An 11,689-nucleotide genomic window follows, 5' to 3' on the forward strand; every position below is an offset into this window, starting at 1 on the left:
GAAAGCGTTGCCAAGCCGGCTGAAAGTCTCGGCGCAGGCAAGCTGCAAGCAATGTAGGACAGTACAAATTCATACAGGTTTTTTCTTGCGGATCGCGTTTGCGTGGCCTTTAATCGGCATAGGTCGTCGCGCTGTGAAACGTCGAGAGTGAAGCGGATCAGTCGTCATTCGCTGAACAATTTCGATGTGTTCCGGCGCCGTGCGATCCCCCGCCTTCGTGACTGCTTGCATGTCCATGTCGCAATTCAGCCTGTCGGCGTTGCTCGAATTCATCGGCCACGATCTGTCGCCGGTGCGCGCGGTCATCCTGTTCTTCGTGATCGGCTACGTCGTGGTCGGACTGCCCGTGCATTTTCGCCAGGGCGCGGCCTCGCGCGACATCTGGGGCACGGCCGCCGGCGTGACGATGGCCGCGATCTACGCGGCGTTCATTGCCGGCGTGTACCCATGGCTGCATCACGTGTCGGTGATCGCGCGTTGAGCGTCGGCCGCCGTCAGGTCGGGTCCGAGACCTTCCCATAGCGGTTCAGGCAATTCGCCTCGCGGCTGCCAGCGCCGCACCGACGTTCGATACAACGGTCGGCGCACCTGTGCCGAACTCGCGGTGCTGACACGCCGCATCTTCTCGCGAAATGCGAGGCAACGTTCGTCTCACTCGACCCCGCAATGCGCGTGCATGCGACGCACGTTCGCTTCGCTATCGTCGACCAGCTCCTCCTGCTCGATCTCGATCATCACGCCCGCGTGTAGAACGCGCCACCAGTGCGTTATCAACGCATCGTACGCGCGCTGACAGCGGCCCAGCTCGCAGAGGTGGTAGCCGAACGGCACGTCGTGAAAAATGCGCGAGGAAATGAAGTTAAACGGGTATTTGTCGGCAAAGCGCGCGAGCGGTCCAGCCGATTCCGCCTCGTCGTAGCGCATGCCCTGGCGATACAGCACGTTGCCTTTGACAGGATGATCCAATGACGCGGGCAAGCGTCGTGGCGAGGCGCTCGCGATGATCCGGATCGGCGGGCTGGAGCGCACATGCGCATTCGAAACATCGTAGCGCGGCTTCGTCGTCGCCGTGCGCGATACAGGCGTCGTCTTCGGCACGCCATTGCCCTGCGGTGTCCGGTTGAGGACCCAGCTTCATAGACGGCCGTGCATTGCTCCTTAGAACTGGCGAAAGGCTAGCGCGACGGCGGTCGGGCGGCGGCGTCGCGGGCGAATGGGTTGTTCGCTTTCGTCGAGCAGAAGCGTGGATTTCCGCGCGGGCACGCGAATCGCTTCCAACTCAAACGACGAATCGTCCGATGGAAGTTAGCAGCCACGCCCTTCAGTAATGTTTCAGATCGTTAACGAAGATTTACCGCAGCGCTGCTCGGTAATACGCGAGAGGTTTAGCGAAACGGTCGAGCATCGCGGCAACGGCTCGCGTGGTCGAAGCCCCGAGCGCGCACCGCCGCGCCGGCGCCGGTAACGCTCGGACACAAACGCGGCTGAACTCCGTTGCGCGCGGTTTTTCTGAGGATTACGTGAAGGAGAAAATCGTGACCAGGCTCATTGCATCGATGACGTTGCTAGCGGCCGCGGCAGCGAGCATCACTGGATGCGTCGTCGCGCCGCCAGCGGACTACGGCTACGCGCAACCCTACTATCCCTACGCGTATGGACCGCCTTACTACGGACCGGCGTACGGCTCGGTTGGTATCTATGGCGGTTTCGGAGGGCGGTGCTGCTATTACGGACATGGGTATTGGCACGGGCGCGGCGGATGGCATGGCGGAGGCTGGCACGGCGGGCACGGCGGCTGGCATGGCGGGAACGGCGGATGGCACGGTGGCGGATACGGCGGCATGCACGGCGGCGGCAGCTCATGGAGCAGTGGTGGCGGGATGGGGGGACATGGGCATGGGCGTTGAGGCATTGAGGCATTGAGGAATTGAGCCATTGACGAACCGGTGCCGGCCTCTGTCGCGATATGGCTCCAGCGCCCGGCGGTTTCTGGCCTTGCGGTAAAATTGATGTTTTGATTCAAGCCGCTTGGCCGCTCCATGTCTCTACCTCGCATTCCCAGCCCCCGCCGCGTGTCCGTTGCCCCGATGATGGACTGGACGGATCGTCATTGCCGCTCGCTGCATCGAATGATTTCGCGCCATACCTGGCTTTACACGGAGATGGTGACGACCGGCGCGCTGCTGCACGGCGACGTGCCGCGTCATCTCGCGTTCATGCCCGACGAAGCGCCAGTCGCGCTGCAACTCGGCGGCAGCGAGCCCGACGATCTCGCGCGTTCGGCCAAGCTCGGCGAGCAATGGGGCTATGACGAAATCAACCTGAATTGCGGCTGCCCATCCGAGCGCGTGCAACGCGGCGCGTTCGGCGCATGCCTGATGAACGAGCCGCAACTCGTCGCCGATTGCGTGAAGGCGATGCGCGACGTCGTATCGGTGCCAGTCACGGTCAAGCACCGCATCGGCGTCGATACGGTCGAGGAATACGGCTTCGTCCGCGATTTTGTCGGCACGATCGCGCTAGCCGGCTGTGAGGTCTTTATCGTTCATGCGCGCAACGCGATCCTGAAGGGCCTGAGCCCGAAGGAAAACCGCGAGATTCCACCGCTCAAGTACGACTACGCGTATCAGTTGAAGCGCGATTTTCCGCAGCTGGAAATCATCATCAATGGCGGTATCAAGACGCTCGACGAAGTCGACGCGCATCTTCAGCACGTCGACGGCGTGATGCTCGGGCGCGAGGCGTATCACAACCCCTATCTGCTCGCCAATGTCGACGTGCGCTTCTACGGCTCTGCGCAGGCGCCGCTGACCCGCGAGCAGGTCGAAGCGAAACTGATCGAGTATTGCGCGACCGAAATGGCGCGCGGCACCTATCTCGGCGCGATTACGCGTCATGCGCTTGGGCTGTATCGCGGCGAAGCGGGTGCGCGTGGTTGGCGTCGAGTTTTGTCCGACAGCAAGCGACTTGCGGCCCGTGATCTGACCATCTTCGACGAAGCAAGACAGCATCTGCGCGAGCCCCTCGAACTTTTTGAATAAAGGACTAGGCAAACCACAATCTAGTCCCTATAATCTCGTTTCTTCGTTGGCGAGACCGGTTTTTAGAGCAAGTCAAGCGGACGTTAGTGGTGGCTGTAGCTCAGTTGGTAGAGTCCAGGATTGTGATTCCTGTCGTCGTGGGTTCGAGTCCCATCAGCCACCCCAAAGAATCCATTCGAATCAATCGCGTATCGAATTCCTCAGATTTCACTTAGTGAAATTCGGAACGGAGCGAGGATTTCGGAATAAGGCCCGCCATCGAGCGGGCTTTTTTGCGTCCGGATTTGGGCGAAGAGCGGCACGCTCTCGCACTGGAGTTTGGCTGGCGCCCGAATCTTGACCGAGTTGCCTATCGATAAGTGATGGGAGGGACGGAACACCTAGATTCCTTGTAGCCACGGGCTCTAATGAACGATGCTGGCAAATCATCTGGCTGGAGTATGGCCGCATTCGCAGTCCTCGCGGAAATCCTATCGATAGGTGCCGTCCCGCACAGGTGCGAAGGGATAGGTGTCTGATGAACCCATTCGAGGTGGGATCGGTGTCGCGGATGACACCTACAGTTGCCTGATTCAACGCTATGCGGTTTTGGTGTCGGCGACCAAATGCTACGTAGGTGGGAATGAATACCCGGCAATAGTGACTAAGACAATGAGCCACTGCCAATGCCATGTAGAAAAGGAACTCATCGTCAAACTCCATAAAAACCAGCGCATGACAGGTGAGTTGAAGACGCGACCGTGGCTTGCGCGATAGAACGATTAATCCATTTAGCTTACAACTCAAAGAATAACGTCACATCACCTTTATGAGGCGCGGCATGTCGCAATTGCCAACCGCGCCAGCTAGATATGTGCCAGCACTTGTCAGACCTAGCTATGCTGCATATCCATACAGTAATGCGCACCCCCTCCCACATCCGCTATCCGGACGCCGTGACAGACCTGACGCGCTTTGGTATCCTGCCAAAATGATCATTTCATTCATGTAAATATTCGACGGTTATTTTTTGCGGGTCGCGAGAAAATAATTCCCGGAATTGTTCGAGAAATACCCAAGGATCTTTCCGGGATATACGGTACCGTTTGCATAGCAATTCCACCACAAACACTTGACGCCAAGGCAATTGATAAAATAGATCAAGCTTCACACCGGCGGATTCGAAAAAAACTGGATAATGTCGGAATTCGCAACGTAACTGAGGAAGAGTGTTTCGCGCGAATCTCTATTGCGTTATGTTGCTCCGCGAGAGGCGGGAAAGCAGAGCGCTTTTTCTGGCGCCAACGCGGCCGACAACCATTCTTTTGGGTCGTCGCAATCCACCAAGGCCGCGAGGTCCCCAGTATCGAAAAATAGTCCCGCAAGAATCTCTCGTCTGACTCGGCGTCCATTGCTCCTACTGAGCTATTCCTGCGGAATACACAACGCATATATGCCCCGTCGTCTCTCGCTGTAATTATTATCGAATTCGAAGCGAGCCGCGGCGTTATATTCGAAAGATTCCGAATGGCGGCGCACCGGCCCACGGGTAAATCGATGTCGGCGATCTAGGTTTGCATGCCGACCGCCCGAAAGTGGCCGAGGAAGTACGCGACTTCGCCAGTTCCCTCCTCATTCCACCTTGCTGTCGTCGGCCGTAGAGGCTTCTTAGGCGAAGTTGACAGATCCGTGCGCCAGCGTAATCACGCTCACGCGCCGCATGCGAGGGAGGGCACGCCCGCCACGCGTCCCTCTGAACTTGTTAGGACTGTCGCTGATTGGGCGGGCTCACGTGTCCTCTCTATGCACGTCAAAAGCGCTATCCTCGATAGCTACAACGCGTAGCATGCCCGTTCTTCTGGTCATCACGTCGATTTCTGATCGATCGAAGCAAAGAGAATAATGGAGTGAGATGCGATGGCATATCTGCTTGAATCGAATCCGGCTCCGGGCGCACCTGGCAATCCGCTGAACTGGAGCCGCGCGGACAAAGACGCCGTCGGAACGGCGTACTCGCTGTCGAGCCAGGTCTGGTACACGACAGCAGGCGGCATCCTCACGGAAATCTACTTCCCGGATGTCGACACCCCTCAGGTACGAGACTTCCAGCTGATCATTACCGACGGGTCGACCTTCTATCACGACGCGCAGAAGGACTTCGACCATCGATGCGAATGGCCGGAGCCGCCCGCCCTATCCTTCCGGCTCACATCCCAGGCGAAAGGGCAGCCCTACACCGTCGTGCAGGACGTGATCGCCGAGAAGGGTTCGGCCTGCGTGCTGGTTCGCACGACACTGCAGGGGGATCAGGATTTCCTTAACAATCTGCACGTCTACGCGTTGTTGGCGCCTCACATGGCGGGATACGGCGCTGGCAACACCGCGCATCGCGTCAGCACCGCAAATGGCGATCGCCTGGTCGCGACGCGCGCCCATTACTGGCTGGCGCTGGGCGCCGACTGCGGCTTCGGCACGACGAGTTGCGGCTTCGTGGGAGTGAACGATGGCTGGACCGACATCATCGCAAACAGGCGCTTGCCGGTCTGGAACTACGACGCAGCAAAGGACGGATACGTCGCCGTGACGGCAGAGATCAACCGCGCAGGGCAAAATCAATTCGTTCTGGCACTGGCGTTCTGCGTCGACGAACCGACGCCGATTACGCAGAGCACGCCCAACAAGGCGTTGACCGCCGTATCCGAGGCGCTGGCCTACCCGTTCGACGGACCCGCCGACCCATACAGCCACAAGCAAGCGTTCAACCAGGGCTGGAACGACGCTGTTCGTGACCCGTTCGAGCCCAAGGCGAACATTACGGGCGATGGCAATGCGCTCTTCAACATGAGCCGCAACGTGTTGCTCGCGCATGAGGACAAGACGGCCGACGGCGCACTGGTGGCTTCATTGAGCATCCCGTGGGGACAGACGATGCGGGACCTCGCTGCCGGCTACCACATGGTCTGGCCGCGCGACATGTGCCAAAGCGCACTCGCGCTGCTGGCCTCGGGTGCGCAGGACGCGCCGCTGCGTGGACTGATGTTTCTCGCGGCATCGCAATTGGCGGATGGCAGCTTTCCGCAAAAGTTTTTCATCGACGGCGAGCCGTGGCCCGGCAATGCCTCGCAGCTTGACGAATATTCCTTTCCAATCATCCTGGCCTACCACTTGAGCGAGGCCGGTCTGCTGCGTCAATTCGATCCCACCGGAATGGTGCTGGCCGCGGCAGGCGCATTGATCAAGAACGGCCCCATGACTCAGCAGGAACGATGGGAAGAACTCGAAGGCTATTCGCCTTCGACACTGGCATCGAACATCGCGGCGCTGGTCTGTGCGGCCGCGAAATGGGCGGACGCCAAAACCGCCCAGTTCCTGCTCGAATACGCGGACTTTCTGGAATCGCATCTCGAGACATGGTGCGTCACCACGCAAGGCACACTGGTTCCGGACATTGCGCAGCACTACATTCGAATCTTGCCGACGCACATCAATGGCGTCTTCGATTTTCCAGAAGATCCAAACACCGCCAAGGTAAGCGTCTGGAGGAACGAGTACGACGCAAACACCATCGTGGACGCAGGCTTTCTCGAGCTGGTGCGCTATGGCATTCGCGCCGCGAATGATCCGATCATCGTCAACTCGATCAAGGTAGTCGATGCAGTAATCAGAAAAAATCTGCCACAGGGACCGGGCTTTTATCGATACAACCATGACGGTTACGGCCAGGGCAATCTCGGTGAGGACTGGTACGACGGCTCTCCCTTCGGGGTTGGGCGCCCCTGGCCGCTGCTTGCTGGCGAACGCGGCCATTATGAATTGGCCGCCGGTGGCGATCCTACACCCTACATCCGCGCTCTCGAGGCGTTCGCAGGAACGCGCGGTCTGCTTCCCGAGCAAGTGTGGGATCTGCCCGATCTGCCCAACACGCCCTTCGTGACCGGCGGGCCGACGGGCTCAGCCACGCCGCTCGCGTGGGCCCACGCCGAATACATAAAGCTCGTTCGCTCCGCTTCTGATGGTCACGTCTTCGACCGCCTCGATGTCGTCGCCGGCCGTTATCAGCCTCGGCTTGCCCAGGCGCCGCGCGCCCGCAGCACCATCGAAATCTGGAACTTCAACCGCCCGCTGCCGTCGATTCCTGCCGCCACGACACTTCGGATCCCTTTGGCTGCGCCTTTCCGCCTGCGCTGGTCGATCGACGACTGGGCCTCGTCGGAGGACAGAGAAGCCACCACAACGGCGGTCGGCATCTACTACGTCGACCTGGTCACGCAAGCAGCCCAGGCCGGTTCATCGCTTGCATTCACTTTTTTCTGGACCTCGAGTCAGACGTGGCAAGGGCAGAATTTTTCCGTCGCCCTCCAATCCTAAGCGATGAGTCGTCAAAGGCAGACCATTGCTTCTGCCGTGAAGAAACGGGCGACTTCATCTGGCTTGCGATGGGCACCGCGTCGCTCATGTAGTGGAACACCCAGTGGGGAATGGCGAATGGTCATCCCTCGCAAGACCGTTTGAATACCGTGCCGTGTAGGCACTGTGTCACCCCAAAGAATTCAAGCAAACGGCGTTGTGAGCAATCACAACGCCGTTTTTGTTTTGCTGACGGCCTTCTGCGTTTTCCACGATGTATGTCCGGTTTTCCCCCCCCGCATCGCCCCTTCCCGCATTCTCCCGCCTCTCAAAAACCGCTTGGCCAACAGGGCCGGATCACCGGTCCGCCTTGCGGCGCGCACGTCTGAACGATTGTTTCTTCCGCGGGAATAGTAATTTCAGATTATGGGCACAAATTTTCGATAGTAGGGGTATACACTGCATTCCATCGACGTTGCAGACACCTGATTCACTGGCTCCTGCAACATCTTCCTGAAATGCAGTCGAACCGTTCTCGGAGTCCTACCATGAAGACCAAGTTTATCGCCGCCCTGCTGGTTGCCGCTTCCGCCTCGATCGCCGCTCCCGCTTTCGCCAGCGGCTATGGTCCGGCACCGTACTACCGTCCGTCGGTTGGCGCGCCGGCTTCGCAACAAGGCCAGAACGCGCAGACCGTCGCTGCGGAACGCGCCAACGCGCAATCGAATGCATACGGTGGCGTGAATAGTGTGTCGACGCAATCGGGCACGCGCAGCGAACCCACGTCGGGTCCGCAATCGGTGTTCTTCGGCCACTAAGCCGCCAGCAGGACCGTCAGATCCGCTGCCTCCGAGGCAGCGATCAAACTGGGCGCCGCGCATGCAGTATCGATGCCGGCGCCCAGTTGCATTCACGGCAGCCGTGGTAGCCGGTACGTTGCCCGGGTAGTCTTCGGTTTGCAACCGTCTTCTCGTGCGCCTGCCGCTTCCTTGCCTCATCCGAACACGGCGTCCCTTGCCGTCGCGATGCGGCTATCCGCGTCTAACTCGCCAGCCCTGCATCGATCAGCTCGCGCGCCGCGCGAAAAGCCGCCTCGGCGGCCGCATGCTCGGTGGACCACAAGCTATCGATATGCACGAGCTGCCAGTCGACCACCGTCGAATCGTCGCGCAGCACCCGGAAATGCGCCTTGACGCCGGTCAGCACCTGTTCGACCGCCACCTCGATGTCGTAGTCGCCATAGCGCGCCTGATAGTCGCCCATGTCGACGCCCTTCGGCTCCATGCTCGTCTCCGTGGTTTCGCTGATCGCGGGTAGGCGGACGCGCGCGTCCAGCTGGCGTCGCGCAGGCCAATCACCTGCTCGCGACTCACCCGCGACGCACCGCCTCGCTCTTCACACCGGCCGTGCGGCCGGCCGCCGATCAGCGGATCAGTTGCAATCGCCGGAAAGATACTGCCGGCCGTTGCAGTTGATTTCGACCCCACCGCCGCCCGCTTTGGCAACCAGGTCGCATGCCAGCAACTCCGCCGCAACGGACTGCGCGACTTCGGGCGCCGTCTGTCCGACGCCGACGTCGTTCAGACGCCGCAACGCTTCGACCGCTTCAGGACTCAGGGACTTCGACATGGCCGTCTCCGTCGGAATGCTCAATTCATCGTAGCAAGTTTCATCGGCGGATGCAGGTGTGCGCGCCTGACGAGCCCGCTCCCCGGAGCGTCGAGCCTGGCAATTGGCGGCTGAAACCGGCCTGACCGTTAGGAGCACGCCTCAACGCGCCAGCAGCGGCCCCGGAACGCGGCCTGCTACTAGCTAATCGTGCACACGGCCGCGCGTCTGCAGACGGCGCGCGACATCGAAGGAGAACGACATGAAGCGAGGCAATTGGGCCACGTTGACCGCCACCGCCGCCACGCTGGCGGCGCTCTTCGCGAGCGGCGCGAGCGCCGTCGCGCAGACGGCGCCCAGCGCGCCGCCGGACAGCCATGCGCCGATGGCCAAACCGCCCGAGGCGGCCTCGGGCGCCGGCGGTTCGAGCAACCCGGACAACATGCCGATCAAGCGACCGGAGAAGCCAACCAACGACCACATGTCGCACGAGCCGCCCGCAAGCGGCGCAAACGCGAAATAGCCGTTGCGCACGCCGCTCGCATTGGCGGAGCGTCATCAAAGCCGCGCGATCGACACCTCGGTCGACTTCACGAGCGCGACCACCTCCGAGCCGACTTTCAGTTCGAGTTCGTCGACCGAGCGCGTCGTGATCACCGACGTGACGATGCCGAACGGCGTCTCTACGTCGACCTCGGACACCACCGAGCCGCGGATGATTTCCTTGACCTTGCCTTTGAACTGATTGCGCACGTTGATTGCGGAAATGCTCATTTCAGATAACTCCACAGAAGCAGCGGATCGGATCGATTTGTCAGGAAAACTCAGACTGCCCAGCGCACTTCGGTCGGCAGCTTGAGACGGCCGGGTTCGGGCAAGCCATACGGGTCATAGGGCTGATACGCGCGATGCGCCAGGGTGTCGTCGTTCGGCGCGTTTCTCAGCACGCGCTGCAGCACGTGGTCTTCGAGTGCGGCGAAGCCCGCCGACGCCCGAGCGCGCGGACGTGCGAGCGCGACCGGCTGATCGAGCGCGATGCGCCCTTCCTCGATCAGCAGAATCCGGTCGCCGAGCGCGACGGCTTCGTGCACGTCGTGCGTGACGAGCAGCGCGGTGAAGCGATGCTCGCGCCATAGCCTTTCGATCAGCGTGTGCATTTCGATGCGCGTCAACGCATCGAGCGCGCCGAGCGGCTCGTCGAGCAGCAGCAATTGCGGACGATGCACGAGCGCCCGTGCGAGCGCGACGCGCTGCCGCTGACCGCCCGATAGTTGCGCGGGCCAGTCGTTCGCGCGTTCGAGCAGGCCGACTTCGGCGAGCACCGCGCGCGCATCGTCGCGCGCGCCGCGGCCGAGGCCGAGCATCACGTTTTGCAGCACGCTTTTCCACGGCAGCAGACGCGCATCCTGAAACATGATGCGGGTGTCGAGCGGACCGCCGTTCCCGGCGCGCTTTTCGAGCACACCCGAGCTGGCTTCTTCGAGACCCGCGACGAGCCGCAGCAAGGTCGACTTGCCGCAACCGCTGCGGCCGACGATCGCGACGAAGCTGCCCCGCTCGATCGACAGATCAAAGCCCGACAGCACCTCGCGCTCGCCATAGCGCTTGCCGACGCCGCGCAATTGCACCGCGTAGTCGCTCGCGGGGCGCGCGTCGCTGCGGGCCAGGGCGGTGGCGGGTTGCAAGCCCGGTTGCGAGCCGCAATGCGCCACGGCCGCCCCGTCCCGCTCAACCTGCGCGGTCTCGTTCGCGTCGTGAGCCGCGAGCCGCGGCTGCGCGAGTTCGGTCTCAAGATCGCTGCCCGCGATACCGCCGAACGTCGTCGATAGCGTCGTTGCGCTCATGCTTTTGCTCCTCGCTGATAGGCCGGATGCCAGCGCAGCGACACGCGCTCGAGGCTCTTCGCGAGCATGTCCGCGAGCTTGCCAAGCGCCGCGTACAGCAGAATGCCGACCACCACCACATCGGTTTGCAGGAATTCGCGCGCGTTCATCGTCATGTAGCCGATGCCCGATTGCGCGGAAATGGTCTCGGCGACGATCAGCGTGACCCACATCAATCCGAAGGCGAAACGCACGCCGACCAGAATCGACGGCAGCGCACCCGGCAGAATCACGTGCCGGTACAGCGCGAGACCTTTGACGCCATAGCTGCGTGCCATCTCGATCAGGTTCGCGTCGACCGAACGGATGCCGTGAAACGTGTTCACATAGATCGGGAAGAACACGCCGAGCGCGACGAGGAACACCTTCGCTTGTTCCTCGATGCCGAACCACAGGATCACGAGCGGAATCATCGCGAGCGCGGGAATGTTGCGGATCATCTGTACGGTCGAATCGAGCACGATTTCCGCGGGTTTGAAGAGACCCGTCGCCAGTCCGAGCACGAGACCGATGCCGCCGCCGATCACGAAGCCCGACACCGCGCGCCAGGCGCTGACCTTCACGTCGGCCCACATTTCGCCGGACTGGATCAGCGACCATGCGGCCTTCACGACCGCGAGCGGCTCGGGCAACACGCGCGTCGACAGCGCACCGCTGCGCGCGGCGATTTCCCACGCGAGCAGGATCGCGATCGGCGCGAGCCACGGCAGCAGGTGCGAGCCGAAACGGCGCAGCGCGGCAGCGCGCGTTGTGGACGCGGGCGGCGGAGTTGCCCCCGTTCCCGCGCTCAAAGTGGTGTCACTCATGTTGGCTTTTCTCCTTGCCTGTCGA

The 11,689-nt window shown here is 61.3% G+C and carries 12 protein-coding genes and 1 tRNA gene; 7 read left to right on the forward strand and 6 right to left on the reverse strand.

What is annotated here, in order from left to right:
- Window positions 1–235 precede the first annotated feature (235 nt).
- Entirely contained in the window at window positions 236–481 is a 246-nt protein-coding gene (locus tag OKW45_RS23785; RefSeq protein WP_018418199.1) for a hypothetical protein, read from the forward strand.
- A gap of 170 nt (window positions 482–651) precedes the next feature.
- Here OKW45_RS23785 and OKW45_RS23790 read toward each other — a convergent pair whose 3' ends face one another.
- Window positions 652–1,098, reverse strand: a complete 447-nt coding sequence (locus OKW45_RS23790; protein ID WP_018418200.1) for a sulfotransferase family protein — start codon at window positions 1,096–1,098, stop codon at window positions 652–654.
- 437 nt (window positions 1,099–1,535) lie between these two features.
- On the opposite strand from OKW45_RS23790, the gene OKW45_RS23795 reads away from it, so the two are divergent.
- The 5 genes from OKW45_RS23795 (at window position 1,536) to OKW45_RS23815 (ending at window position 8,185) form a co-directional block, all read left to right on the forward strand.
- A complete protein-coding gene (locus OKW45_RS23795; protein ID WP_429471485.1) occupies window positions 1,536–1,907 on the forward strand; it encodes a hypothetical protein in 372 nt (123 codons plus the stop codon).
- Between the two features lie 132 nt (window positions 1,908–2,039).
- A complete protein-coding gene (dusA, locus tag OKW45_RS23800; protein ID WP_429471487.1) occupies window positions 2,040–3,041 on the forward strand; it encodes a tRNA dihydrouridine(20/20a) synthase DusA in 1,002 nt (333 codons plus the stop codon).
- 89 nt (window positions 3,042–3,130) lie between these two features.
- Window positions 3,131–3,206, forward strand: a tRNA-His gene (locus OKW45_RS23805).
- Between the two features lie 1,731 nt (window positions 3,207–4,937).
- Entirely contained in the window at window positions 4,938–7,388 is a 2,451-nt protein-coding gene (locus OKW45_RS23810) for a glycoside hydrolase family 15 protein (protein ID WP_429471489.1), read from the forward strand.
- A gap of 527 nt (window positions 7,389–7,915) precedes the next feature.
- Complete coding sequence (locus tag OKW45_RS23815; protein WP_018418204.1) at window positions 7,916–8,185, forward strand: hypothetical protein; 270 nt, start codon at window positions 7,916–7,918, stop codon at window positions 8,183–8,185.
- Between the two features lie 223 nt (window positions 8,186–8,408).
- On the opposite strand, the gene OKW45_RS23820 is transcribed toward OKW45_RS23815, so the two are convergent.
- Complete coding sequence (locus OKW45_RS23820; RefSeq protein WP_018418205.1) at window positions 8,409–8,651, reverse strand: DUF6566 family protein; 243 nt, start codon at window positions 8,649–8,651, stop codon at window positions 8,409–8,411.
- Window positions 8,652–8,798: 147 nt separating this feature from the next.
- Window positions 8,799–8,996, reverse strand: coding sequence for a hypothetical protein (locus OKW45_RS23825; RefSeq protein ID WP_018418206.1), 198 nt, complete (start codon window positions 8,994–8,996; stop codon window positions 8,799–8,801).
- Window positions 8,997–9,237: 241 nt separating this feature from the next.
- Between OKW45_RS23825 and OKW45_RS23830 the strand changes: the two genes are divergently transcribed.
- Entirely contained in the window at window positions 9,238–9,498 is a 261-nt protein-coding gene (locus OKW45_RS23830; protein ID WP_084753968.1) for a hypothetical protein, read from the forward strand.
- A 35-nt stretch (window positions 9,499–9,533) separates the two neighbouring features.
- Here the strand turns inward: OKW45_RS23830 and OKW45_RS23835 are convergent, their stop codons facing one another.
- The 3 genes from OKW45_RS23835 to ssuC are packed head-to-tail and all read right to left on the reverse strand — an operon-like array spanning window position 9,534 to window position 11,664.
- Entirely contained in the window at window positions 9,534–9,749 is a 216-nt protein-coding gene (locus OKW45_RS23835; protein WP_008922916.1) for a TOBE domain-containing protein, read from the reverse strand.
- A gap of 50 nt (window positions 9,750–9,799) precedes the next feature.
- On the reverse strand, window positions 9,800–10,819 hold the full coding sequence (locus OKW45_RS23840) for an ATP-binding cassette domain-containing protein (RefSeq protein ID WP_018418208.1): 1,020 nt from the start codon (window positions 10,817–10,819) through the stop codon (window positions 9,800–9,802).
- Window positions 10,816–11,664 (reverse strand): aliphatic sulfonate ABC transporter permease SsuC, encoded by an 849-nt coding sequence (gene ssuC / locus OKW45_RS23845; RefSeq protein ID WP_429471491.1) that lies wholly within the window; start codon window positions 11,662–11,664, stop codon window positions 10,816–10,818. Before ssuC ends, OKW45_RS23840 begins: the two co-directional genes overlap by 4 nt.
- Window positions 11,665–11,689: the final 25 nt, after the last annotated feature.

The sequence above is a fragment of the Paraburkholderia lebeckiae genome (assembly GCF_050436225.1).
GTDB lineage: Bacteria > Pseudomonadota > Gammaproteobacteria > Burkholderiales > Burkholderiaceae > Paraburkholderia > Paraburkholderia tuberum.

What these genes read in the sequence shown, in the direction of transcription:
- OKW45_RS23785 (WP_018418199.1), top strand. Translation starts at nt 236, where the DNA reads ATGTCGCAATTCAGCCTGTCGGCGTTGCTCGAATTCATCGGCCACGAT.
- OKW45_RS23835 (WP_008922916.1), bottom strand. Translation starts at nt 9,749, where the DNA reads ATGAGCATTTCCGCAATCAACGTGCGCAATCAGTTCAAAGGCAAGGTC.
- OKW45_RS23820 (WP_018418205.1), bottom strand. Translation starts at nt 8,651, where the DNA reads ATGGAGCCGAAGGGCGTCGACATGGGCGACTATCAGGCGCGCTATGGC.
- ssuC (WP_429471491.1), bottom strand. Translation starts at nt 11,664, where the DNA reads ATGAGTGACACCACTTTGAGCGCGGGAACGGGGGCAACTCCGCCGCCC.
- OKW45_RS23810 (WP_429471489.1), top strand. Translation starts at nt 4,938, where the DNA reads ATGGCATATCTGCTTGAATCGAATCCGGCTCCGGGCGCACCTGGCAAT.
- OKW45_RS23825 (WP_018418206.1), bottom strand. Translation starts at nt 8,996, where the DNA reads ATGTCGAAGTCCCTGAGTCCTGAAGCGGTCGAAGCGTTGCGGCGTCTG.
- OKW45_RS23840 (WP_018418208.1), bottom strand. Translation starts at nt 10,819, where the DNA reads ATGAGCGCAACGACGCTATCGACGACGTTCGGCGGTATCGCGGGCAGC.
- dusA (WP_429471487.1), top strand. Translation starts at nt 2,040, where the DNA reads ATGTCTCTACCTCGCATTCCCAGCCCCCGCCGCGTGTCCGTTGCCCCG.
- OKW45_RS23815 (WP_018418204.1), top strand. Translation starts at nt 7,916, where the DNA reads ATGAAGACCAAGTTTATCGCCGCCCTGCTGGTTGCCGCTTCCGCCTCG.
- OKW45_RS23830 (WP_084753968.1), top strand. Translation starts at nt 9,238, where the DNA reads ATGAAGCGAGGCAATTGGGCCACGTTGACCGCCACCGCCGCCACGCTG.